We start from the raw sequence: 22377 nt of genomic DNA on the forward strand, positions 1-22377 counted from the left end.
AGAGATGGATGTGACGGTGAACGGATCAGCGGATTTCTGGAACAGGATTGCCGAAAAATACGCGCGGCAACCGGTGAAGAATCTGACCGCTTATGAACAGACCCTGGAGCGCACGCGCGCTTTTCTGTCGGGGACGGACCGGGTCCTGGAACTCGGCTGCGGCACGGGCAGCACGGCGTTGAAACTTACGGGTGACGCGGCGCATATCACGGCGAGCGATATCTCCCCTGCGATGCTCGGGATCGCGCGCGGCAAGGCCGAGGACCAAGGGATCGACAATGTGGACTTCGTTTGCTGCGATGCCGGTGCGCCGGATTTCGGGGAAGGCAGCTTCGATGCGGTTCTGGCTTTCAACCTTTTGCATCTGATGCCCGATGCGGAAGGCACGGTGAAGCGTGCATATGATCTTCTGAAGCCCGGCGGCCATTTCGTATCCAAGACAGCCTGCCTGCGGGAAATGTCGCCGTTGTGGCGGCCGCTGATCGCGGTGATGCAATGGATCGGATACGCGCCTTTCGTGCGGCGGCTCTCGAAAACGGAAGTGGAGCGGATGATTCAGGATGCCGGGTTTGAAATCCTCCAGGCCCGTTCCTTCGACGGCGCTGCTGCCTCCTGGTTCGTCGCTGCCCGTAAGCCTGAATAGGCTGATCGCGGAGACATCCGGGGCAAGCCCGGGTCTCCAGTCCCGGACTTTCACGCCGCGCTCACCTGCCGTTCGGCGCAGGGGATGTCCACCCAGAACGTGCTGCCTTCGCCGACCTCGCTGTCGAAGTCGAGATCGCCCTCCAACGCGGCGGCCAATTGCTTGGACACCGCGAGACCGATGCCGTAGCTCTCGGTCGCGGTGAAGGAATCGCGATGCAGGCTGCCGAACAGGCGGAAGATCGTTTCGCGATCCTCCGCCGGTATGCCGATGCCCGTATCGGCGATGAAAAGGCGCAGGACACCGCCGGGCCGCTGGGTCGCCTCAATTGTGACCGAGCCGTTTTCCCGGTTGAATTTCACTGCATTGTTCAAAAGGTTGATCACGATCTGGCGCAGGCGCACGGGATCGGTCCGAACCGCAGGCATGCTGCCTGGTTGCAGCCGGTTTTCGATCGTGACCCCCCTGGTTTCCGCAAAGGCGTCCACCAAGGCAACACATTCCGCGACAAGGTCCGTGAGGGAGGTTTCCTGAAAATGGACATCGATCCGCTGGTCTTCGATTGCCGCCAGATCAAGAACTTGATCAACCAAACCCAGCAATTGTCTGCCGCCGGTCAGGATGCTGTTCAAATAATCCTTTTGGGAGTCGGTCAATGTCTTGCCGGAATCGAGCATGAGTAGCTCCGAAAACCCGATGATGGCATTCAACGGAGTACGCAATTCGTGGCTCATGCTGGCCAGGAAGTGCGACTTCGCCTGGCTTGCTTCTTCCGCATGCTGGCGGGCCCTGACCGCTTCGAAGGCTGCGGCCTTGCGCGCCGATATATCCCGGCCCACACCCCGGTACCCGATGAATTCCCCGTCTTCGTCCAGGACCGGACGGGCGTTCAGCAATACGTAGCGCGTCCGTCCATCGGGGTGTCCCCAGGATGCTTCGAAATTCACGATCGGTTCCTGCTTCGCCATCACGTCGTCCAGAGCGCTCAATTCCGGCACAGCTTCCTGACTCAATTCGACACGAATCTGCTTGCGGTTCTTGCCGAGAAGTTCTTCCGGCTCCAACCCGATGATGTCGACCGTTTTGCCGTCCATGAAGGTAAAGGTACCGTTCTGGTCCGTTTCCCAAAACCAGTCCGCGCCGCAATCAGCGAAGTCCCGGAACCGGCCTTCGCTGTCTTTTAGTGCACCCGCCACGTGTTCAAGCGTGCTGCCGACGACATTGAATTCCCGAACCCGAGATCCTTGAAATGGTTTGATCCGTGCGCCGGACAGGATGCCTTCCGAATACCGTGTGAGCGTATCGAGCGCGCGCATCGAAAAGTTCAGAATGACCCTGGTGGCGATCAACGTGGTCAACAGAATGGCTACGACGACGACGGCAATCACTTTCAGAAAGGAGGTCGCAAGCTGTTCAACCACCTGAACGGACTGTTCACTTACCAAGGACAAGTCGTCTGTTCCGGCACCGTCCTTTCCGATGCTGAAATCGAATATCAGTCTGTCGTCGAGTGAGACGTGGTGTTGCTGTCCGCCCTCCGTTTTCGGAAGCGAACTAATCCAATCCGGACTGGGATTTGCCGTTATAATTTGATCGCCAAAGAGCAGCGCGGATCTCTGTGCACCGGAAAGTTCTTGGAATTCCCGCAGGAGGTCGTTGTTTCTATTCATGAAAATGCCGCCGGTCAGGTCTCCAAGCACCTCCCCGGTATCGGCTGAGATTATGTGTCGTTTGGTCGTGATCGCGACGAGTGTTGCCCCGTTGTTCGGCCGAGCGAAGATCCGGCTCGAATATTCCGCGGTGGGCGAGGCCTCGACCAATGCCGCCATGTACTCATTGCCTGCCGGGTGATCGCTGATTTCCTGTTGCAGAGGACTGTTGTGGTCGCGGATGTAAAGGAAATCCAAATGACCTTGCTGTTTGGTGTAGAGGATCGCCGTCAGTATTTCATCCAGCGTCTGGGAATCTTGCGCCTGTAACGCTTTTTGCAGAGCATCGCTTTGAACCGCCGAGTCGATCGCGGAGCCCAGACCCGCTTTTCTGGAACTGACCAAAAGCTGGGCGATCGCATCGCTCTTCTTCTTGATCAGGCTGATATCTTCTTCGACCGCGAGTCTCGATACAAAATAAATGCTCCCAATCGTAACAATGGTTACGACCGTCAATACCGACAGCAACGCGGTCGCGACGACATGGGAAAAGCGAACATCGTTAAGCACGGATTTCATGCTACCTCGAATACCGGAAGGCACGTGCCTCCAGGGCTTTGAGGTCACCTTCGGTCATGTTCCCATCAATCTTAACAATGTCGCCCGAAAACACGGTCGGGACCTGTTCCGCTTTCCCCTGGTGGTCCAGGGAAATTGCTTCCGCCATGGCAACGCCATTGTCGTCGTTCATGCGCATCACCGAAAATGCCAGCTTGGACTCTCGCATCGCAGCCAACTCGGCGGACCCGCCGCCCCAGCCGTTTACCAGAACCTTCCCCTGCATACCCAATTCGTCGATCGCGTCAATCACGCCAAGGGCAATGTCGGTCGAACAGGCGTATATGAAGTCCAGGTCGGGTTCACGGGACAGTATTTCCTTGGCGGCTTTACGGGCGCGGGCCCTGTCGAAATTGACATAAAAGCTGGCGCGCAGATCCATCCCGGGACGGCGTTCCATTTCCTCGATGAATGTGTTCCCGCGCATTTGGCTGACATATCCCTTCGGACCGAAGAAAACGGCGTAGCGCGCTCCCTCCGGAAATCGCCGGGCATACTCCCGGGCCAAGATACGCGTGCCGAGCAGATGGTCGAAACCGACATACAGAAACGGCTGTTTGCCATCGAATGCCCGAAGCGGCGTCGTGATGTTCTGCAAAATGATCTTCGTCTTGCCGATGCTGTTAACCCTATCGATCATGCCCTGGTGACGCAGTGCGTCGAGAGTGAAGATAAGATAATCTGGCGAGGTCCGGATCACTTCCTGGATCAATGTTCCTTGCAGCCGCAGATCCGTACCCGGTTTCGTGAAGCGCTCGGTAATTTCGAATTCCAGGCCCAGTTCGCGCATGCGCGATTCGAAAGAGTCGACGCTGCGCCGCCAATAGTCCGATTGCTGCAGCCCCGGATAGACGATGAAGATACGAACCGGCGCCTGCTGTTCCACATTGGGCGGCACCCCGGCGGCACGCACTATTTCTTCAAAGGCTCGGGCAAGGGCCGCCTGTTCGGGGTGTGCTTCCAGAAATTCGGGAAGACGCCAGTAGTCGTGATTGAATTGATCCGCAAATGCCGTGCCTGAGCCGATTAGGAACAGTGCCCATGCCAAGACGATCCTCGAAACGATTGCACGTGACCGCTGCATGGGCTTCAGCCACCCTGAACACGCAATTGATGGACGCCGGAAACCGGATCGACCGCCGCCCTCGCTGGAACTGGTCACCACTTGCATTTTTTGGTTTCCAACGTTCGCCATGCGTTCATGTGAAAGTTATAATATTTACAATTTAACGCGGGCAGCAAGTGCAATAACCAGTGTGGAATCAGGCTTCGATGCCGCGATCATACACCCTTACCGCAATAGGCCGGCAGGGGATAGGCATCGAGCAATCCAGTGTCTTTTGCTTCCCGCTCATCGTTGGCATAGCGGCCCCCGCTGAAACGGGGACAGTCACGGGCAAGGCCTTCGCGCACGATGACCTGGGCGATGTCCACACCATTCCATTCGCAGATGCCGACCTCCCGCCCGCGTGTCCGCTCGCCTGTCAGATGGCAGGTCACTTCTTTTTGCATTACCAGCAATTGCATGAAAGCCGTGGCATCGCCGCCCAGAGGCATGTACCGGCCGGGGGCGGCAATGCCTTGCAGGCGAATCCGGGTATCCCCTATCGCGATTTCGTCGCCGGAGGGGACGTCCGAGACCAAACCGGTCAAGGTGCTCGGGGTCTGGGCCGTGGCCGGCGCGGCGAACAGTAAAATCGCAAGCGCAGGCAGAACAAGGCGAAGTCTGGCGATCATGGTTTCCTCTATGACCTCGTATGCTTTGGGACCTCATATGCGTGGAATTTCATCCTCGCTTGACGAGGGTTTGCCGCAATACAGAGGTGGGGTAAAGCTGTCCGCTATCCCGGTATCCTTGGCGCGTTTGACGTCCGTGTCATAGAGGCGCCCCCCTAGCCGACGGCAGGGCAAGGCGAGGCCCTCGCGGACCAGTAGTTCGCTGATATCCCGACCGCCGATCCGGCATGTGCCGAGTTCCTGGTCTCGAAAGGCCCGTCCGGAAAGGCGGCAAACCACGTCGCGATTCAGGATCAAGGTGTTCAGAAACAGTACCGCGTCGCTGCCGATCGGTGTGCCGAAAGGCGGCGCGACAATCCCCATCAAGCGGATCTTCAAGCCGCCGGATTGGATTTCGTCGCCGGCGCGGACCTGGGTCACACGGATATGAAGGGTGCGCGGGGTAAAGGATCGATCGGACGATCCGGTTGCCGGCGCGGGGGTTGGTGCAACGGAGAAGAGGAAGGGGATCAGCAGGACGAGCAGAATGGACGATCGACGGAACCGGTTACAGATGACGCGGTTTGATCCGTTTCCGCCCATGTTATGTTGCCCGGACCTCGTCTGATTTGCAGAACACGACGCCAGCCTCTGCCATTTCTTTCGTTGCGGTGTTCAAGGACCCGTCCAGATCGATGGCGCGGCAGGCATCTTCAACCAGCACGACATCGAATCCTTCGGAGCGGCCGTCGAGCGCAGACCACGCGACGCAGAAATCAGTCGCGAGCCCGACGAGGAAGATTCTCGTGAAGCCGCGCCCCTTCAGGTATCCGGTCAGACCGGTCGCAGTTTTACGATCATTCTCAAAAAATGTGGAATAGCTGTCTATGTCCGGGCGGAAACCCTTGCGGATGATCAGGCTGGCCTTTGTGCTGTTCATTGCCGGATGGAATTCGGCGCCGAACGTGTCTTGAACGCAGTGGTTCGGCCAAAGAACCTGGTCGCCATAGGGCATCTGCACGGTTTCGAAAGGGTTCTTCCCGGTATGGCTGGAAGCGAAGGAGGAATGACCGGCCGGGTGCCAGTCCTGGGTCAATACGACGGTGTCGAACAGAGCAATCAGGCGGTTGACCGCCGGGATGCATCCTTCGCCGTCGGGCACGGCAAGGGCGCCGCCCTCGCAAAAATCGTTCTGGACATCCACCACGACCAGGACATCGGTCGGCTCAACCGTCAGGTTTCCCATCCGTTCATCCTTTCCGCCGTCCCGGCCGTGTGGTTGTCTTCAATGCGCGGGTTTCGAACCCTTAAGCCGCGCGCTTGTCCAACTCCTCGCAAACGGCATCGCCCATTTGCGCGGTCGAGACCTTTTCCGCGCCCGGCGCCATGATGTCGCCGGTGCGAATGCCGCGGCTCAGTACCGCTTGGGCAGCCTGTTCCAGCAGGTCCGCATCTTCCTGCAGGTCGAAAGAGTAGCGCAGCGTCATGGCGAAGGACAGCAGCATGGCCAACGGATTGGCCATACCCTGGCCGGCGATATCCGGTGCGCTGCCGTGAACCGGCTCGTACAGGGCCTTGCGGCGACCGAATTCGTCGACCGCGCCGAGCGAAGCGGAGGGCAGCATGCCGAGCGAACCGGTCAGCATCGCGGCAACGTCGCTCAACATATCCCCGAACAGGTTGTCGGTGACGATGACGTCAAACTGTTTCGGGTTGCGGACCAGCTGCATGCCGCAGTTATCCGCATACATGTGATGCAGTTCGATATCGTCATAATCGCCGGACTTGTGCAGGTCGCTGACGGTCTTGCGCCAGAAGACGCCGGTCTTCATGACGTTTGCCTTTTCGACGGAGTGAACCTTGCCATTCCGCTTGCGGGCCAGGTCGAAGGCGACTTCGGTGACGCGTTCGATTTCAGCCTTGGTATAGCTTTGCGTGTCGATGCAGCGTTCCGTGCCGTCCGGCAGGGTCTGCATGCCGCGCGGCTCACCGAAATAAACGCCGGCGGTCAGTTCGCGGATGATCATGATGTCGAGGCCCTGAATGACTTCCTGTTTCAGGGTCGAGGCATCCAACAGCGCATCGAAAGTGACGGCGGGGCGCAGGTTCGCGAACAGGTCCATTTCCTTGCGCAGGCGCAGAAGACCGGCCTCGGGGCGGACGTCCCAACCCAGATTGTCGTATTGCGGTCCGCCGACGGCGCCGAACAAAACCGCGTCCGCATCCATGGCGTCCTGCATCGTTTCGTCGGTGATGGCGGCCTTATGGGCGTCGTATGCGGCGCCGCCGACGAGGCCTTCCTTCACGTTGAAGGATACGGCACGCCGCTTGTCCATCCAGTCGAGGACCTTGCGGACTTCCTGGCAAACTTCCGGACCGATCCCGTCACCGGGCAGCATCAAAAGAGTCTTATTGGATGCCATGGACAGATTTCCCCTTAAATTCTTGGCATTTCCTGATTTGCCCGATGCTTTTACCGGGCCGGGCGGCTTCGCGCCAGGGGTTGAAGGGGCCGGATTCCGGCAAATATCCCGTGACGGCAGGTCCAGGTAGCAACATGTCGCGGCGGCCGACCTTGACCTTCCCCCTGCGGGAACCTTTAAGTCTCGGAATTCGTTGATGAATTTTAACAAGAAGAGAGCGGGAGGCTGCAATTACTTCCAAGTCTTTCATGCGATTTCTGCCCTTGGCCGTCTTCGTTGTCGCCGCAGCGGCCATCGGTGGGACGATGCTGTACCGAACCGGACAGCAGGAAGAAGGGGTACAGACTGCGGCGACTCCGGACAGGATCGCGCAGGGAAAGGCGGTTTATGCCGATCACTGCGCCGCCTGCCATGGTGTGAATCTGGAGGGCCAACCGAACTGGCGGAGCAGGAAACCGGATGGACGCCTGCCGGCACCGCCGCACGATCCCAGCGGCCATACCTGGCACCACCCCGACGAAATGCTGTTCGTGATGACGAAATTCGGCCCGCAGGCGACCGCGGGGCCGGGCTATCAGTCCGACATGCCGGCTTTTGAGGGGGTGCTTTCCGATCAGGAAATCATCGATGTGCTGAACTATATCAAGAGCACCTGGCCGGATGAGATCCGGGAGGAGCAGGCCCGACGCACCGAAGTTTCGCGCCGGAATTCCTCCTGATGTTCCCCTGGCGAATTGCGAAGGAATGGGTGAACGTGCGGTTTAAATCGATTGCTTTGGTCCTGATCCTGATAGCGGCTGGTTCGGCGGCCCACGCCCATTCGACGGCGACCTGCGTGGTGAAGGACCGAATGGACGCGATGGTATCGATCGGGAAAGCGACGAAGTCTATTGTTGCGATGATGCGCGGCAAGCAGGGCTACGACCCCGAAAGACTTACGGCTGCGGCAAACCGGATACTGCTGCATGGCGGTGAAAGTCTGCTGGAAAAATTCCCGGAAGGGTCTCTGGATCCCCCGAGCGAGGCCCTGCCCGAGATTTGGGAGGACTGGGTGACCTTCAAGACCCTCGTCGAAGAGATGAGGAGGGAAGCGCTGTTGTTGAAGACGGTGGCCCCGAATGGATCGGAAGGTTTTGGAGAGACGGTATCTTATTCCGACGATCCGGCCCAACCGGCCGGGCCTGTGGCAACCCGCTTGGTGAAAACCTGCAAGAACTGTCACGAACAGTTCCGGCAGGAAGAGTAGGGCAGAAGGAATAGGGCGGAAAGGCTGGGGCAGGACGGCCTGAAACAGCGTCAGGCCGAAACGCATCGGCTGGCCGGGAAGATCAATCGGACAGTCGTCCCTTCGTCGGGTTTCGACGCAATGTCGATTTCACCGTCATGCTGCTCGATCAAACCCTTGACGATTGTCAGACCCAGGCCGGACCCTTCCTGGGCGTTTAGAACACTGCCGCCGACTTGTGTGAACGGTTCCAAGGCCTGTTCGATGTCGGCGGGTGACATGCCGATACCGTCATCCTTCACGCCCAGGACAAGACGGCCGTCCTCCATGCGTTCCGAAAACAGGATGACCTCTCCGCCATCCGGCGTGAACTTGATGGCGTTCGACAAAAGGTTCAGCAGCATCTGATAGACGCGGCGGGAGTCGCCGAGAATTTTGTTCGCGGAAGACGATATCCGGTTTTTCATGTCGACGCCTTCCGCCCTTGCCCGCTCACGCAGCTGCAGAAGCGCTTCGTCGGCATGGCTGCTCAGGTCTACGATATCTTCGACCAGCGCGACCTTTCCTGCCTCCAATCGGGCCAATTCCAGAATATCGTTAATGAGAGACAGAAGGTGGACGCCTGAGAAATGCACCCCTTCGACATATTCTTTGTAACGGCTGTTCTCGACCGGGCCGAAAACCTCGCTGCGGATAATGTCGGAAAAGCCGATGATAGAGTTCAACGGAGTCCGTAATTCGTGGGACATCTGCGCCAGGAAATCGGATTTTGCCTTGCTGGCCTGTTCCGCCCGATCCTTGGCGTGGCTCATCTCCTCCTGCGCACGTTCGGTCTGTTGCAACTGGCGTTGCAACTCGGCCGTTCGGTCTTCCACGCGTTGTTCCAGCTCAAGCTTGGAAGCCCTGAGCAGGTTTTCGGTGGCTTTCTGTTCCGTGATGTCTGTAAAGGTGGTGACGAAACCTTCGGGTACCGGAAATCCGACAACTTCCAGCACCGTACCGTCGGGCCGGACACGCTCGAAGCGATGCGGCTCGAACCGCATCGCCAGTGCGACACGTTGTTCGGCCAGTTCGACCGGGTCGCCCTCGCCGTATTCTCCGCGCTTGGCATTGTAGAGCATCACGTCGAAGAAGGGCGTGCCGGGTCGCAGAAGTTCATCGGGCAGGCCGAGCAATTCCGAACAACGGCGATTGGCAACGACAAGGTCCAGGTTTCGGTCGCATAGGGAAATTCCCTGCTCCACGCTTTCCAGGATGCGTTCCAGTGTCGCCGTTTTGCGTTGCAGTTCGCGTTCCCGGTCCGCCAATTCCCGCGTCCGTTCCCGCACGTGTTCGTCGAGGCGTTCGTTGGCGCGTTCCAACTCCGTCTGGTACTGGCGTAGTTCCGTGATGTCCTGGTATGTGGTCACAAAGCCGCCGCCATCGATCGGGAAGCCCTGGATACGAAGGACCTGCCCGTCGGGCCGAGTGCGCTCGAACTGATGGGCTTCGAACTTCAGGGCCAGTTCGACCCGCTCCGCCACCTGCGCCTCGATAACGCCGTCACCGTATTCACCGCGCTCGGCGTTGTAACGGAAATAGGCTTCGGCGGGTGTGCCGGGCAGGCCGAGTTCCTTTGGGAAATCGAGCAGCCGGAGGTAATGCGTATTGCAATAGACTAAACGCAGGTCGCCGTCGAAGTAGCTGACGCCCTGTCCCAGGTTTTCCAAAGCATCGGCGAGGACGACAGGATCGAAATCCAGTGTTCTTGCTATTTTCATCCGACCGATCATCAATACCTATGTTGCGATTCCAGGGTATTCATGGTTCCTAAATCAGCAATCGATAAATTTTCGAAGAAATTTACCTATCTTGTGTGGGTTAATGAGTGATGAATAACGATAATTTTGCGGGCGAATATCTTCAAAAATTTTGCTGGCATCGGGGATATTCCAATCGATCGTTCGGGCGAGCGCTGCGCACATTTCTGATTTTTCTCACGGTTTTCTGCGGATCCGCCGCACCTCTCCAGGCAAGTGACTGCGAGCATCCGGCGCCGGTCTGCTCGGTCCGCGCGTCCGTTTTTACCATTTCCTCTTTCGACCCCTTGGGCAGTGCCGTCCGGATCGGGCCGGATACGCTCGTCACATCGCGGCATGCGGTGGCGGATGAAACCGATGTGACGGTCTTTCTGCCTGACGGAGGGCGGCTAAAGGGCGTGGTGCTGCCGACCGACTATCGAGGCGACATCGTGCTGATAGAGGTCGCGGATCTGCCGCCGGGTCCGGTTATGGATGTGTCCCAGGTGCCCGCGGTCGATGCCGGGGTGAAGGTCCATACCGTCGGGGCGGATGTAGCCATGCGGGCTATCCGCGCCTATCCGTCGGGGAAGATCGTCATGACGCCCGCCGAAGGGCATCCGCTGGCACGTGTACACCACTCCGCCTATAGCCAGCCGGGCAATAGCGGCGGTGCCCTCGTCACGGAGACGGGCGTGTTGGTGGGGATCATTGCCTCCGGCGGCAAAGGGCGCAATGAGGCCGTTCCGGCGGCCGCCATTGATGAACTGAAGGCGCGTAGCGGACCGGCGTTCAGCACCGCGAGCGATAAAATTGGTAAGGCGATCCGGCACTGTACCCTGATGTTGGAGGATCGGCGCGGGACGGTCTCGGCGTTGACACAGGCCGAGGCGGATCGGCTCGAGACCGCCTGTATGGGGACCGGCAACCGGCAGTATTTCGATCTTGCCGCCGAAGCCTTCGGCGCATCGGGTCTTTTCGGCCGGTCGATTGAGGCGTCCGAGGCATCGCTGGAACAGGACCCGAATTCGCTGAATGCTCGGATGACCGCCGTGGTGACCTACCACCTGACCGGACGGTTCGAACAGGAAATCCCGCATCTTCGCTTCCTGATGCAGTATATTCCCGACGATCCGTTGGTCATTCGCTATGGTATTCAGGCCGGTGTTTGGGCAGGCGATACTGATATCGCCGCCACGTCCTTCGAGCGGTTGAAGGCGTCCAACCCGAACCTCGTCCCCGCCGCGGAAAAGTTCATCAAATCGCCGCCGCCCCGCCCGTCGCCCCGGGATCTGGCACGTTAGCCGTCCTAGCGGTCGTCCAGGGGGTTGGGCACCCAGCCCCAGTTCACTTTCGCTGCGCCACGCTCCATTGATCGTCCGGCTCTCGCTTTGAGAGCGGTGATCAGATCATTCGATGTCCAGTCGGGATGCTGCTGCAACATTCGAACGGCCATGGCGGTGACGCGCGGCACCGCATAGCTGGATCCCGAAGCCTCGACGACCGCGCCGCGGTGATCCACCGTTTCGATGCTTTCGGCAGGCACCATCAAATCGACGGATCCGGCGCCCCAATTCGACCCCTTGGCCAGTCGGCCGAAGGAATCGGCGGAGGTGACGACGATCATGTTCTCCAACGGGAGGGCCGCGGGATAGACCGGTTCCTCGTCGATGTCGCGGCCGTCATTCCCAGCGGAAACGATGAACAGGATCTCGGGATGCTGTTCCGCGGCCAGGGCGAAGACCCGCCAATCGATCTCCCGATTACTACCCAGCGGCATCATCACGATGCGCGCGCCGTTCCGCGCGGCATAGGCGACGATCTCACCCATCCGCCGCATGTCCGGCCGCGGATAACGATACGGAATCAGGCGCGTCATCGGCGCTTCCCGTATCAGAATACTGGCGACGCTGGTCCCGTGCCGGATCGGAAAGTACGGCGAGCGTGACGTCTCGATGTCAAACGGCCGGGGATCCATGTCCCAGAAATCGTAACCCAGGATGAAACCGCCGTCGCCCCGTGCCAGACGTTGGGCAATTGCCGGCAGCAGGTAGTTCACACCGGTATCCACATGGACGACGGTGATACCGTCCGGATCTTCTCCCGGCGGTATGGGTGGGTTCAGCGGTTCCGGGTCGCCTTGCGGCTGCAGGTCCGGTCCGAGCACCAGAAGGAATTCCTCCTCGCCGTCTCTTTCCAGGATGCGCGCTTGCCGAAACGCACATTTGGGACCGAGATCGATGGACGCGAAGGGAACACCGTTCAACCGCATGTCGCTATGCGTGCGCCTCACGGTGGAGCCGTAGCCGTCGAGGCCGATAACGACCGCCACCCCATTAGGGTCCGTAAGCCTGAAACTGCGTCGGAAACGGGCATCGATGCCGACGAAATCCTCGATCGCCCGGGCCGACCAGCGTTCGTCCGCCACTGCGCCGGGATAGGTCGGATTTACCGTGCAGGCTTTCCGTGTCAGTTCCTGCAATTCGGCGAAACGATTCTCATCGTATCCCGATGCCGATCCGCCGCAGACAAGAAACATCGCGGCTGCAAGGAATAGGTAAGTCTCTAAACGCTTCACGGGTCGCCCATGTCGGTTGGCAAGGTAACGGCAGCGGCTGCGCTTTCAGCATCAACCACTGCCATGCGAAGTCAACCGGGCAACGGGTCGCGTTCAGCGTGTAACGGGGACGAAGAAGTCGATCTCGCCGGTTTTGTTCACCGGGTCGAACCGTTCACCGTAATATTCGAAGTCCGGACTTTCGGCGAGGCGGAACCCGGAATTCGGCAACCAGGTGCCAAAGATGTGCTGCAGGGTCGGCTTGATATCGATGTTGATATTGGCGCCGGTCAATTTGTGAGTGAAAACCGCATAGGTCTGAGGCTCGATGATGATCTTGTCCATTCCGTCGGGCGGCATCGCGTCCGGATCGGCTATGACGCCGGCGATATAGTCGAACCGGTCGGTTCGGCCGTTGTCGCCGATGCAGGCACCGATTCCGCCTTCGGTCATCAAGGGCAGCAGTTCCTGCCAGCGGCCCTCGACGGTCTCCCACAGCGCGGGAATATCGCCGGTAGTGTCCCGCTGGAAACTGCCCTTCAAGCCGATCGCGGCAAAGCGGCCCTTATCGACAATTTTCGGCTCCATCATCTCTTGCTCCTTCAGGAATGTCAGGGTTGCGTTCGATAGAGGAGGCACGAGCCGTTCCGTTCCCGCCCAGCGGCCACCCCGGACGGCACCGGGGGAGACACCGAAAAAGTCGGAAAAGGAACGCGTGAAAGCCTGTTGTGACCCGAAACCGATGTCCAGTGCGATATCGACGATCGGCGTATCCTGGTCGCGCAATGTCTCCGCGGCCTTGGATAAGCGTCGGGCACGGACATAGCCCATGACCGTCCATCCGGTCATCGCCTGGAACGTCCGGCAGAAATGATAACGGGACACACCGGCCGCGTCGGCTATTTCATCGAGACGCAGATCTTCCCCAAGATGGGTCTCAATGCGATCGATGGCTTTCAGGATGTGTTGCATGGCTCCTCACCGTGTTGGCGGGGCCAGAATAGACGGCCTGTGAGCAAGCCGTCTTAACCGGGATTGCTGAAATTCACTTTGCAATCCCGGTATCGGACCAACGGTCGGTCAGCTCGCTTCCCGGTACAGCCAGGGCTGTCCGGCGCCTTGCTTGCCCTCGAACGTGTCGATCTTCCCCTTGTTCTGCAGGGTCAGGCCGATATCGTCCAAACCGTTCAGCAGACAATGCTTCCGGAAGGCGTCCATCTCGAAGGAGATTTCCGTGCCGTCCGGGTCGGTGATGACCTGCTTTTCCAGATCGACCGTGAAGGTGGCGTTCGAACCACGCTCGGCCTTTTCCATCAATGTGTCGATCAGTTCGCGCGGCAGCTTGATCGGGACGATGCCGTTCTTGAAGCAGTTGTTATAGAAGATGTCCGCGAAGCTGGGCGCCAGGACACAACGGATCCCGAAATCCAGCAGCGCCCAGGGGGCGTGTTCGCGCGAGGAACCGCAGCCGAAATTATCGCCCGCGACCAGGATTTCCGCGTTCCGGTACTGCGGCTTGTTCAGAACGAAATTCGGCTTTTCTTCACCGGTTTCCGGATCATAGCGCATTTCGTCGAATAGATGCTTGCCGAGACCGGTCCGTTCGATGGTCTTCAGGAACTGCTTCGGAATGATCATGTCGGTATCGACATTGATCATGTTCAGCGGCGCTGCGATCCCGGTCAGGGTCTTGAATTTCTGCATCTGTCCTCTCCCGTGTTCTCGTCTTACCGGGCTTTAGCCGCGCCGGCGGCGGGTATCCCAAAAGAAATCGAACTCGCTCAGATCGTCTTCATCGGCATCGATGAGGCCGAGGCCGAAGGTGGCTTGCCGCTCATTGTCGTTCGCACCGGTCTCGTCGGCATAGATGATTTCCACGAACCAGCCATTGGTATCGAGGTCCTTCTTGAACAGGCGGCTTACGAAGCTCTCCCATTCGGCCAAGGCGACTGCACTCATGAACTCTCTCCCCTAATCCTCGAAGGCAGCCCGAACGGACGCCGCTTACAGGAATTCTCGTACGTCCGCCAAGGTGCCCTTGATCGCGGCGGCGGCAGCCATGCCCGGGCTGACTAGATGGGTGCGGCCGCCCCGGCCCTGACGGCCTTCGAAATTACGGTTGCTGGTCGATGCGCAGCGCTCGCCCGGCTTCAGCTTGTCGGCATTCATGGCCAGGCACATGGAACAGCCCGGCTCACGCCAGTCGAAGCCGGCCTCGACGAAGATCTTGTCCAGACCTTCGCGCTCGGCTTCTTCCTTCACCAGGCCGGACCCCGGAACGATCATCGCATGCACGCCGTCGGCTACCTTGCGGCCCTTGGCGATGGCGGCGGCTTCGCGCAGGTCTTCAATGCGGCCGTTGGTGCAGGACCCGACGAAAACCTTGTCGATCTTCACATCGGTCATCTTCTGGCCGGCGGTGAGGCCCATATAGTCCAGCGCCCGCTGCATCGCCTGCGCCTTGTTCTGGTCGCCCGCATCGGCCGGGTTCGGTACGTTGCCGGTGATCGGCGCGACGTTTTCCGGGCTGGTACCCCAGGTCACCTGCGGCGGAATGTCGGCGACGTCCAGCGTCACTTCAGTTTCATACGTGGCGCCCGGATCGGACGGCAAGGTCTTCCAATAGGCGACAGCGGCTTCCCATTGTCCGGCCTTCGGCGCCATCGGGCGGCCCTTGAAGTATTCGAAGGTCTTTTCATCCGGTGCGATAAGACCGGCGCGCGCGCCGCCCTCGATCGTCATGTTGCAGACGGTCATGCGGCCTTCGATGCTGAGGTCGCGGATCGCCTGACCGGCATATTCGATGACATGGCCGGTACCGCCGGCGGTGCCGATCTTGCCGATCAGCGCCAGGATCAGGTCCTTCGCGGTCACGCCCTTGGGCAGGGCGCCGTTGACCGTGACGCGCATGTTCTTCAGCGGCTTCTGCAGCAGGGTCTGGGTGGCCAGCACATGCTCGACTTCGGAGGTGCCGATGCCGAAGGCCAGCGCGCCGAAGGCGCCATGGGTAGCGGTGTGGCTGTCACCGCAGACGATCGTCGTACCCGGCAGGGTGAAGCCCTGTTCCGGTCCGATGATGTGAACGATGCCCTGCCGGATATCGGTCGTGTCGAAGTAGGGCACGCCGAATTCTGCGACGTTCTTTTCCAGCGTTTCCACCTGAAGCCGGCTTTCCGGATCTGCGATCCCGGCCGACCGGTCTGTGGTGGGCACGTTGTGGTCCGCCACGGCCAAGGTGGCGTCCGGGCGGCGGACCTTCCGCCCGGACATGCGCAGCCCTTCGAAGGCTTGCGGGCTTGTCACTTCGTGGACCAGATGCCGATCGATGTAGATCAGGCAGGTTCCGTCATCCTGTTGATCCACCAGATGGCTTTCCCAGATCTTATCGAATAGCGTCTTTGGTCCTGACATTCCCGGTTCCCTCCAAAACAATCGATCCTTCCCCGCCTGATCCGGGGCCCGCCACGGGCCCCGATTTTTCCCAATCAGGGGGGAAGGGCATACGCTGCCGAGATTACTCCTCGGTCTTGGTTTCCGCTTCGGTCGCTTCGACCGGCGGAGCAGCCTGCGCCTGCAGTTCTTCCGCGCTCATCGCCGCGGCGGACGCGGCGGCCTTGCCGCGAACGACCCCACGGGTGCGCTCGGAAATGCGCGCCGCCTTACCGGTACGACCACGCAGGTAGTACAGCTTCGCACGGCGGACTTTACCGCGACGGACGAGTTCGACGCCTTCGATCCGCGGGCTGTACAGCGGGAACACACGTTCCACGCCTTCGCCGTAGGACAGTTTCCGCACGGTGAAGGAGCTATTCAGGCCGGCATTCTTACGGGCGATGCAGACGCCTTCATAGGCCTGCACACGCTCGCGGTTGCCTTCGACAACCTTCACCAGAACGCGCACGGTGTCGCCGGGACGGAAGTCGGGAATGTTCTTCCCTTCCGTCAGCTTGCCGAGCTGTTCGCTTTCAAGCTGCTCGATAATGTTCATCGGTCCGTTCCTTTCTTTCAAATCCGATGCCTCCGTCCGAACCAATTAGGCGGAGGCGGGGTTCTTCGTTAACTCAATTAGCACTCATCCCGGCGCCTTTGGTCGTGCAGTAGCGCGACCAAAGATCAGGTCGGCGGGTGCGGGTCGTCCGCTCCGCCTCGGCCTGGCGCCAGGCCTTGATCTTCTCGTGATGGCCGGACAGCAAAACCGCCGGCACATCCATTCCGTCCCAGGTGGCGGGCCTGGTGAAATGGGGATATTCGAGCAACCCTGCGGAAAAACTCTCTTCCTCCAGGGAGGCTTCGGCCCCCATGTATCCCGGCAACAAGCGAAGACATGCATCCAGCAGGGCCATCGCCGCCAGTTCCCCACCGGACAGAACGAAATCGCCCAGGCTGACTTCACGGATTTCCCGCTTGTCCAGCACGCGCTGGTCGATCCCTTCGTACCGCCCGCATAACAGCGTCACGCCGTCGCCTTCCGCCAATTCCGCCGCCATTGCCTGGTTGAAGACCTTGCCGCGCGGGCTCAGGTAAACGATCGGGCCGGGCCGCTCCTCGACCGAGGCCAAAGCCGCATCCACCACGTCGGGCCGCATCACCATGCCGGGACCGCCGCCGAAAGGCGTATCGTCCACGGTATTATGCTTGTCGGCCGCGAAGTCCCGGATGTTTACCGTCTTCATCGACCAGATGCCCGACATCAGCGCCTTGCCAGATAGGGACAGACCCAGCGGCCCCGGGAACATTTCCGGGAACAGGGTCAGAACCGTCGCCGACCAGGGAGTTTGCGTCATTGCGCATCCTCCTCGGCCACATCAGACCCGTCCACATCGGCCGCATCGACTTCCGCGGGCGGAATCACCGTGACGGAGCCCGACACGATATCGACCACCGGCACAACCTCCCGCGTGAACGGCAAGTAGGTCGTTCCGCCGCTGTCCAGCGAAACTTCCAACAGGTCGCCCGCGCCGAAATCGTAGACCGCCTTGATCCGACCATGCGGATTGCCGTCGGCCAACACCGTGCGCAGACCGATCAGGTCCGCGTGGTAGAACTCGTCTTCCTCCGTCTCCGGCAAGGCGGAACGGTTGATGAAGAGTCTCTGGCCTTTCAGGTCCTCGGCCGCATTGCGGTCGGCGATGCCGTCCACGCGTGCGATCAACTGGCCCTTGGCCTCGCCGACGATTTCCAATTGGAAGGTCTTGCGGCCGGCCTGATCGCTCAATGCGCCATAGGCAACCAAATCGGACGGTTCCTCGGTGAAACTCTTCACCTTTACCAGACCACGTACCCCGTGCGGCGCGGTGACAACACCGACCAGCACGAGGTCCCCGACCAACTTGTGGTCTTGGGCCTGTTTGGTTCCGTCTATCATGATCGATCCGTCCGGCATCGTGCGATCCGACTATCCCGACTGGGGTCAGCGCATTGGAACAGGTCTGGGCAGGGCCCCGACCTTATTCCTCCGCGGCAGCCTCTTCGGCAGGGGCTTCCTCAGCCGGCGCGGCGTCGGCTTCAGCAGCAGCCTTGGCCTTTTCAGCCTTCGCTTCCATGCGTTCCTTGGCCTTTTCGCCCGGCGCGCTCTTCTGCGGCTGTTCGTTGTAGGTCCGGTTCACGATACCGGCGTCGTCCAGGAAGCGGGCGATGCGGTCCGACGGCTTCGCGCCGCGTTCCATCCAATGCTTCACACGGTCCAGGTCGATCACGACACGGTCCGGATGGTCCTTGGGAACCATCGGGTTGTGATGGCCGATCTTCTCGATGAAGCGGCCGTCCCGGGGCATGCGGCTGTCAGCGACAACGATGCGGTAGAACGGGCGCTTCTTGGCCCCACCACGGGCCATACGGATTTTGAGGGACATATCGTCTTTCTCTCCAGTTGCACCAAACTCAATTCAAACCAAAGACACCGCCTTGAAAAACGGCGTCCACAACCATTCGGCAGACGCGCTTAGCGCATGCCGCCGGGCGGCATCAGACCGGGCGGCAGGCCGCCGCCCTTGCCCATCAGGCCACCCATGGATCTCATCAGGCCCTTCTGGCCCAGTTTCCCCATTTTCTTCATCATCTTCGCCATGGTCTGATACTGCTTCAGCAGTTTGTTGACTTCCTGCACCGAGGTGCCGGAACCCTTGGCGATGCGTTGCTTGCGGGACGCATGGATCACTTTCGGATTGCGCCGTTCCTGCGGCGTCATCGACGAGATGATCGCTTCCTGCCGTTTCAGAAGACCCTCGTCCAAATTGGCGTTCTTCATCTGATCCTTGAGCTTGCCGACACCCGGCAGCATGCCCATCAGGCCCTGCAGACCGCCCATCTTGCGCATCTGCTTCAACTGATCGGCCAGATCGTTCAGATCGAACTCGCCCTTCTGGATCTTCTTGGCGAGTTTCTCGGCATCTTCTTCCTGGATCGTCTCACGCGCTTTTTCGACCAGGCTGACAACGTCGCCCATGCCCAGGATGCGGCCGGCGATCCGGTCGGCGTGGAACTCTTCCAGCTCGTCCAGCTTTTCGCCGATGCCGAGCAGCTTTATCGGACATTGCGTGACCGCGCGCATGGAAAGTGCCGCACCGCCGCGGGCGTCACCGTCGACGCGGGTCAGCATGATGCCGGTAAGGCCGACGCGCTTGTTGAAGCTGTCCGCGACATTGACGGCGTCCTGACCTGTCATCGCATCGGCGACCAGCATGACTTCCGACGGGGTCGTGGCGGTTTTGACCGCGGCGACTTCCGCCATCAGCGCTTCGTCCACATGCAAGCGGCCGGCGGTATCCAGCATGACCACGTCATAGCCGCCGAAACGGCCCGCCTGCATGGCGCGCTTGGCAATATCGACCGGCTGCTGTCCGGCGACGATCGGCAGGGTGGCGACCTCGGCCTGCTCACCCAGAATTTTCAACTGTTCCTGCGCGGCCGGGCGGTAGACGTCCAGCGACGCCATCAGGACCTTCTTCTTTTCGCGCTGTTGCAGGCGGCGGGCAATCTTGGCGGTGGAGGTCGTCTTACCGGACCCTTGCAGACCGACCATGAGGACGGCGACCGGCGGCTCACCCAGCAGGTTCAACCCTTCCGGCGCCGGCGGCGTGCCATCTTCCGAGGGGGCACCGCCCAGCATCTCAACCAGGCCGTCATGGACAATCTTGACGACCATCTGGCCCGGCGTGACCGACCGCAGCACTTCCTGGCCGATGGCGCGTTCTTTCACCTGGGCGATGAAATCGCGGACGACGGGCAGGGCCACATCGGCTTCAAGCAAGGCAAGACGCACATCGCGCATGGCCTGATCGACGTCGGACTCCTTCAGCGCACCCCGGCGCTTCAGGCCGTCCAGGACGGATCCAAGCTTGTCGCTTAGTGACTCAAACATGCCTCTTGCCTACTCCTTCGGGCCGGGATTCCGACCGAAACACTTGCCAAATCGCCTTCAGGCCTGCACTGCAATACGCGCAACGCAAAACGCGCCAGTGCGCGAAACTCGCGGACTGGCGTGACCCCGAAAGACCTCAAAGCCGACGGAATGGTCTGAAAACGTGGCGGGTTGTAAGGCGTAGAGGCGCGCGCGTCAAGCCAAACGCGTTTGCGTCACTATATTAATGGCGGCCGCGCCCATCGTTGCCAAATGACGGGTCCTCGCCATATAACGCGGGCGGCGCGCCCGGGTCAGGGCGCAAACAGGTTTGGAACGGCGGTATGATCCCCTTCGTGAAAATGCATGGCTTGGGCAACGATTTCGTCATCGTGGACGACCGCGACGGCGCGTTGAAGCTCGACCATGACCTGCGGGTTCTGCTGGCAGACCGGCGGCGAGGGGTCGGATGCGACCAGTTGCTGGTGCTTGAAAAGCCGATCAATGGGTCCGCCGACGTCTTCATGCGTATTTTCAATCCGGACGGCAGCGCCGCACAGGCCTGCGGCAATGGCACCCGCTGCGTCGCGGCCTTGGTGATGGACCAGATGCACCGGGAGGGCGTCGGCGTCGAGACGGTGGCCGGTATTCTGGCCTCCAAGCGAATGCCGGATGGCGGTGTCTCCGTCGATATGGGCGAACCGCGCTTGAATTGGGATCAGATCCCGTTGTCGCGGGAAATGGATACGCTGTCCCTGGATCTTTCCTGGGGGCCTTTTTCCGGGCCGGTCGGCGTCAATATGGGCAATCCGCATTGCGTCTTCATCGTTGACGACGCCGAAGCGGTCCCGCTGGCCGAGGCCGGTCCGGTACTGGAACACGATCCCTTGTTCCCGGAGCGGGCGAATATCGAGTTCATCTCACTGAATGACGATGGCAGCATCCGCATGCGGGTCTGGGAACGCGGAGCCGGTATCACCCAGGCTTGCGGATCCGGCGCCTGCGCGGTGATTGTGGCGGCCACGCGCCGCGGGCTTGTCGACCGGCGCGCCCGGGTGCATCTGGACGGCGGTCCGCTGGACATGGAATGGCGTGAAGACGGGCATGTGATCATGACCGGTGCGGCAACCTACAGCTTCCGGGGCGAGTGGACGCAATGACCGAAGCCCGATCCTCTTCGCCGCAGGTCGTCACCTTCGGATGTCGGCTGAATGCCTATGAATCCGAGGTCATGCGCGCCAATGCGGCGGCGGCCGGGATGAATGACGCGATATTCTTCAATACCTGCGCCGTGACGGCGGAAGCCGAACGGCAGGCGCGCCAGGCGATCCGCAAGGCGCGGCGGGAAAACCCGAATTCTCGCATTATCGTCACCGGATGCGCCGCCCAGGTGAATCCGGACCGCTATGCGGCCATGGCCGAAGTCGATCAAGTCATGGGCAACGAGGAAAAGCTGAAGCCCGAGAGCTTCATGCCCGAAGTGGAAGAACGCGTATTGGTCAACGACATCATGTCGGTGACCGAGACGGCGGGTCATCTGATCGACGGGCTGAAGGATCGCGCGCGCGCCTTCGTTCAGGTTCAGAACGGTTGCGATCACCGCTGCACCTTCTGCATCATTCCCTATGGCCGCGGGAACAGCCGTTCGGTTCCGATGGGGGAAGTGGTTCGCCAGGTTCGGGCGCTGGTGGAGAACGGTTACAAGGAAGTCGTCCTCAGCGGCGTCGATATCACTTCCTATGGGCCGGATCTGCCGGGCACGCCCAGTCTGGGGCAAATGGTCCGTCGTCTGTTGGCGTTGGTCCCGGACCTGCCGCGGCTGCGGATTTCCTCCATCGACTGTATCGAAATGGATGACGACCTGTTTCGTCTGATCGCCGAGGAACCGCGCCTGATGCCGCATCTGCACCTTTCCCTACAGGCCGGCGACGACATGATCCTGAAGCGGATGAAGCGCCGTCACATGCGCGACGAGGCGATCGCGCTGACCGATCGGCTGCGCGCCGCCCGCCCCGATATCGTTTTCGGCGCGGACCTGATCGCGGGTTTTCCAACCGAAACGGAAGAGATGTTCGGGAATACCCTGGATATCGTCGACGAATGCGGTCTCACCTATCTTCACGTCTTTCCCTATTCCGAACGGCAAGGAACGCCGGCGGCCCGGATACCGAACCAGGTGCCGAAGGCGGAGCGCAAGGATCGCGCCCGCCGCCTTCGGGAGAAGGGCGAGGAGCGTCTCGTGGCCTATCTGAACAGCCGGGTGGGCAAGACCGAACGTGTCCTGATCGAGAAGGACGGCGAAGGGCGGACCGAAGGGTTCGCGCCGGTTGCCGTTTCCGGTGATCCCGGCGATCTTCTGGACGTCATCATCACCGGTACCGACGGGCAGGTCCTGACCGCCCGTCCTTTGGCGGAGCGTGCTGCCTGAC

At 60.4% G+C, this 22377-nt stretch carries 24 protein-coding genes and 1 pseudogene; 6 read left to right on the top strand and 19 right to left on the bottom strand.

The window, feature by feature from the left end; genetic code table 11:
- Positions 1–16 precede the first annotated feature (16 nt).
- On the top strand, positions 17–643 hold the full coding sequence (locus tag ACQK2G_RS02140; RefSeq protein WP_425403369.1) for a class I SAM-dependent methyltransferase: 627 nt from the start codon (positions 17–19) through the stop codon (positions 641–643).
- Between the two features lie 50 nt (positions 644–693).
- Here the strand turns inward: ACQK2G_RS02140 and ACQK2G_RS02145 are convergent, their stop codons facing one another.
- From ACQK2G_RS02145 to ACQK2G_RS02175, 7 genes are all read right to left on the bottom strand, one after another.
- Positions 694–2871 carry an ATP-binding protein gene (locus tag ACQK2G_RS02145; protein ID WP_425403370.1) on the bottom strand — a complete coding sequence of 726 codons (2178 nt, stop codon included), beginning with the start codon at positions 2869–2871 and terminating at the stop codon, positions 694–696.
- A gap of 1 nt (position 2872) precedes the next feature.
- Complete coding sequence (locus ACQK2G_RS02150) at positions 2873–3994, bottom strand: substrate-binding domain-containing protein (protein WP_425403371.1); 1122 nt, start codon at positions 3992–3994, stop codon at positions 2873–2875.
- A gap of 197 nt (positions 3995–4191) precedes the next feature.
- A complete protein-coding gene (locus ACQK2G_RS02155) occupies positions 4192–4647 on the bottom strand; it encodes a thermonuclease family protein (RefSeq protein WP_425403372.1) in 456 nt (151 codons plus the stop codon).
- Positions 4648–4680: 33 nt separating this feature from the next.
- On the bottom strand, positions 4681–5229 hold the full coding sequence (locus ACQK2G_RS02160) for a thermonuclease family protein (protein ID WP_425403373.1): 549 nt from the start codon (positions 5227–5229) through the stop codon (positions 4681–4683).
- Between the two features lies 1 nt (position 5230).
- Complete coding sequence (gene pncA / locus ACQK2G_RS02165) at positions 5231–5872, bottom strand: bifunctional nicotinamidase/pyrazinamidase (protein ID WP_425403374.1); 642 nt, start codon at positions 5870–5872, stop codon at positions 5231–5233.
- A gap of 61 nt (positions 5873–5933) precedes the next feature.
- Positions 5934–7049, bottom strand: coding sequence for a 3-isopropylmalate dehydrogenase (gene leuB / locus ACQK2G_RS02170; protein WP_425403375.1), 1116 nt, complete (start codon positions 7047–7049; stop codon positions 5934–5936).
- The gene (locus tag ACQK2G_RS02175; RefSeq protein ID WP_425403376.1) at positions 7036–7299 is read right to left on the bottom strand and encodes a hypothetical protein; all 264 of its coding nucleotides are present in this window, start codon (positions 7297–7299) and stop codon (positions 7036–7038) included. The genes leuB and ACQK2G_RS02175 overlap by 14 nt, the downstream gene beginning before the upstream one ends.
- Between ACQK2G_RS02175 and ACQK2G_RS02180 the strand changes: the two genes are divergently transcribed.
- Together ACQK2G_RS02180 and ACQK2G_RS02185 are read left to right on the top strand one after the other, a co-directional pair.
- Positions 7298–7768 carry a c-type cytochrome gene (locus ACQK2G_RS02180; RefSeq protein ID WP_425403377.1) on the top strand — a complete coding sequence of 157 codons (471 nt, stop codon included), beginning with the start codon at positions 7298–7300 and terminating at the stop codon, positions 7766–7768. The genes ACQK2G_RS02175 and ACQK2G_RS02180 overlap by 2 nt on opposite strands.
- Positions 7768–8295 (top strand): c-type cytochrome, encoded by a 528-nt coding sequence (locus tag ACQK2G_RS02185; protein WP_425403378.1) that lies wholly within the window; start codon positions 7768–7770, stop codon positions 8293–8295. Before ACQK2G_RS02180 ends, ACQK2G_RS02185 begins: the two co-directional genes overlap by 1 nt.
- 50 nt (positions 8296–8345) lie before the next feature.
- Here the strand turns inward: ACQK2G_RS02185 and ACQK2G_RS02190 are convergent, their stop codons facing one another.
- Together ACQK2G_RS02190 and ACQK2G_RS02195 are read right to left on the bottom strand one after the other, a co-directional pair.
- Complete coding sequence (locus ACQK2G_RS02190; protein WP_425407604.1) at positions 8346–9560, bottom strand: PAS-domain containing protein; 1215 nt, start codon at positions 9558–9560, stop codon at positions 8346–8348.
- Between the two features lie 93 nt (positions 9561–9653).
- Positions 9654–10046 (bottom strand): annotated as a pseudogene (locus tag ACQK2G_RS02195) (PAS domain-containing protein); the annotation flags it as partial.
- 98 nt (positions 10047–10144) lie between these two features.
- On the opposite strand from ACQK2G_RS02195, the gene ACQK2G_RS02200 reads away from it, so the two are divergent.
- Positions 10145–11356, top strand: a complete 1212-nt coding sequence (locus ACQK2G_RS02200) for a trypsin-like peptidase domain-containing protein (protein ID WP_425403379.1) — start codon at positions 10145–10147, stop codon at positions 11354–11356.
- 5 nt (positions 11357–11361) lie between these two features.
- Here the strand turns inward: ACQK2G_RS02200 and ACQK2G_RS02205 are convergent, their stop codons facing one another.
- From ACQK2G_RS02205 to ffh, 10 genes are all read right to left on the bottom strand, one after another.
- Complete coding sequence (locus ACQK2G_RS02205; RefSeq protein WP_425403380.1) at positions 11362–12630, bottom strand: S8 family serine peptidase; 1269 nt, start codon at positions 12628–12630, stop codon at positions 11362–11364.
- A gap of 93 nt (positions 12631–12723) precedes the next feature.
- On the bottom strand, positions 12724–13581 hold the full coding sequence (locus ACQK2G_RS02210) for an AraC family transcriptional regulator (RefSeq protein WP_425403381.1): 858 nt from the start codon (positions 13579–13581) through the stop codon (positions 12724–12726).
- Between the two features lie 108 nt (positions 13582–13689).
- Positions 13690–14313 carry a 3-isopropylmalate dehydratase small subunit gene (gene leuD, locus ACQK2G_RS02215; RefSeq protein ID WP_425403382.1) on the bottom strand — a complete coding sequence of 208 codons (624 nt, stop codon included), beginning with the start codon at positions 14311–14313 and terminating at the stop codon, positions 13690–13692.
- 33 nt (positions 14314–14346) lie between these two features.
- Positions 14347–14568: a hypothetical protein gene (locus tag ACQK2G_RS02220; protein ID WP_425403383.1), complete on the bottom strand. Its 222-nt coding sequence runs from the start codon at positions 14566–14568 to the stop codon at positions 14347–14349.
- 45 nt (positions 14569–14613) lie between these two features.
- The gene (gene leuC / locus ACQK2G_RS02225) at positions 14614–16020 is read right to left on the bottom strand and encodes a 3-isopropylmalate dehydratase large subunit (RefSeq protein ID WP_425403384.1); all 1407 of its coding nucleotides are present in this window, start codon (positions 16018–16020) and stop codon (positions 14614–14616) included.
- A gap of 103 nt (positions 16021–16123) precedes the next feature.
- Positions 16124–16597, bottom strand: coding sequence for a 50S ribosomal protein L19 (rplS, locus tag ACQK2G_RS02230; protein WP_425403385.1), 474 nt, complete (start codon positions 16595–16597; stop codon positions 16124–16126).
- Between the two features lie 73 nt (positions 16598–16670).
- On the bottom strand, positions 16671–17393 hold the full coding sequence (gene trmD, locus ACQK2G_RS02235) for a tRNA (guanosine(37)-N1)-methyltransferase TrmD (protein WP_425403386.1): 723 nt from the start codon (positions 17391–17393) through the stop codon (positions 16671–16673).
- Positions 17390–17992, bottom strand: coding sequence for a ribosome maturation factor RimM (gene rimM, locus ACQK2G_RS02240; RefSeq protein WP_425403387.1), 603 nt, complete (start codon positions 17990–17992; stop codon positions 17390–17392). The genes trmD and rimM overlap by 4 nt, the downstream gene beginning before the upstream one ends.
- 64 nt (positions 17993–18056) lie before the next feature.
- Complete coding sequence (gene rpsP / locus ACQK2G_RS02245) at positions 18057–18461, bottom strand: 30S ribosomal protein S16 (protein ID WP_425403388.1); 405 nt, start codon at positions 18459–18461, stop codon at positions 18057–18059.
- Between the two features lie 89 nt (positions 18462–18550).
- Positions 18551–19969, bottom strand: a complete 1419-nt coding sequence (gene ffh / locus ACQK2G_RS02250) for a signal recognition particle protein (protein WP_425403389.1) — start codon at positions 19967–19969, stop codon at positions 18551–18553.
- Between the two features lie 323 nt (positions 19970–20292).
- On the opposite strand from ffh, the gene dapF reads away from it, so the two are divergent.
- Together dapF and mtaB are read left to right on the top strand one after the other, a co-directional pair.
- Positions 20293–21108, top strand: coding sequence for a diaminopimelate epimerase (gene dapF, locus ACQK2G_RS02255; RefSeq protein ID WP_425403390.1), 816 nt, complete (start codon positions 20293–20295; stop codon positions 21106–21108).
- Positions 21105–22376: a tRNA (N(6)-L-threonylcarbamoyladenosine(37)-C(2))-methylthiotransferase MtaB gene (gene mtaB / locus ACQK2G_RS02260; RefSeq protein WP_425403391.1), complete on the top strand. Its 1272-nt coding sequence runs from the start codon at positions 21105–21107 to the stop codon at positions 22374–22376. The genes dapF and mtaB overlap by 4 nt, the downstream gene beginning before the upstream one ends.
- The last annotated feature ends 1 nt before the right edge of the window (position 22377 follow it).

This window comes from Hwanghaeella sp. (genome assembly GCF_965227365.1).
Lineage (GTDB): Bacteria > Pseudomonadota > Alphaproteobacteria > UBA8366 > Aestuariispiraceae > Hwanghaeella.

What these genes read in the sequence shown, in the direction of transcription:
- ACQK2G_RS02145 (WP_425403370.1), bottom strand. Translation starts at nt 2,871, where the DNA reads ATGAAATCCGTGCTTAACGATGTTCGCTTTTCCCATGTCGTCGCGACC.
- ACQK2G_RS02150 (WP_425403371.1), bottom strand. Translation starts at nt 3,994, where the DNA reads ATGCAGCGGTCACGTGCAATCGTTTCGAGGATCGTCTTGGCATGGGCA.
- ACQK2G_RS02155 (WP_425403372.1), bottom strand. Translation starts at nt 4,647, where the DNA reads ATGATCGCCAGACTTCGCCTTGTTCTGCCTGCGCTTGCGATTTTACTG.
- ACQK2G_RS02160 (WP_425403373.1), bottom strand. Translation starts at nt 5,229, where the DNA reads ATGGGCGGAAACGGATCAAACCGCGTCATCTGTAACCGGTTCCGTCGA.
- pncA (WP_425403374.1), bottom strand. Translation starts at nt 5,872, where the DNA reads ATGGGAAACCTGACGGTTGAGCCGACCGATGTCCTGGTCGTGGTGGAT.
- leuB (WP_425403375.1), bottom strand. Translation starts at nt 7,049, where the DNA reads ATGGCATCCAATAAGACTCTTTTGATGCTGCCCGGTGACGGGATCGGT.
- ACQK2G_RS02180 (WP_425403377.1), top strand. Translation starts at nt 7,298, where the DNA reads ATGCGATTTCTGCCCTTGGCCGTCTTCGTTGTCGCCGCAGCGGCCATC.
- ACQK2G_RS02175 (WP_425403376.1), bottom strand. Translation starts at nt 7,299, where the DNA reads ATGAAAGACTTGGAAGTAATTGCAGCCTCCCGCTCTCTTCTTGTTAAA.
- ACQK2G_RS02185 (WP_425403378.1), top strand. Translation starts at nt 7,768, where the DNA reads ATGTTCCCCTGGCGAATTGCGAAGGAATGGGTGAACGTGCGGTTTAAA.
- ACQK2G_RS02200 (WP_425403379.1), top strand. Translation starts at nt 10,145, where the DNA reads ATGAATAACGATAATTTTGCGGGCGAATATCTTCAAAAATTTTGCTGG.
- ACQK2G_RS02210 (WP_425403381.1), bottom strand. Translation starts at nt 13,581, where the DNA reads ATGCAACACATCCTGAAAGCCATCGATCGCATTGAGACCCATCTTGGG.
- leuD (WP_425403382.1), bottom strand. Translation starts at nt 14,313, where the DNA reads ATGCAGAAATTCAAGACCCTGACCGGGATCGCAGCGCCGCTGAACATG.
- ACQK2G_RS02220 (WP_425403383.1), bottom strand. Translation starts at nt 14,568, where the DNA reads ATGAGTGCAGTCGCCTTGGCCGAATGGGAGAGCTTCGTAAGCCGCCTG.
- leuC (WP_425403384.1), bottom strand. Translation starts at nt 16,020, where the DNA reads ATGTCAGGACCAAAGACGCTATTCGATAAGATCTGGGAAAGCCATCTG.
- rplS (WP_425403385.1), bottom strand. Translation starts at nt 16,597, where the DNA reads ATGAACATTATCGAGCAGCTTGAAAGCGAACAGCTCGGCAAGCTGACG.
- trmD (WP_425403386.1), bottom strand. Translation starts at nt 17,393, where the DNA reads ATGACGCAAACTCCCTGGTCGGCGACGGTTCTGACCCTGTTCCCGGAA.
- rimM (WP_425403387.1), bottom strand. Translation starts at nt 17,992, where the DNA reads ATGCCGGACGGATCGATCATGATAGACGGAACCAAACAGGCCCAAGAC.
- rpsP (WP_425403388.1), bottom strand. Translation starts at nt 18,461, where the DNA reads ATGTCCCTCAAAATCCGTATGGCCCGTGGTGGGGCCAAGAAGCGCCCG.
- ffh (WP_425403389.1), bottom strand. Translation starts at nt 19,969, where the DNA reads ATGTTTGAGTCACTAAGCGACAAGCTTGGATCCGTCCTGGACGGCCTG.
- dapF (WP_425403390.1), top strand. Translation starts at nt 20,293, where the DNA reads ATGATCCCCTTCGTGAAAATGCATGGCTTGGGCAACGATTTCGTCATC.
- mtaB (WP_425403391.1), top strand. Translation starts at nt 21,105, where the DNA reads ATGACCGAAGCCCGATCCTCTTCGCCGCAGGTCGTCACCTTCGGATGT.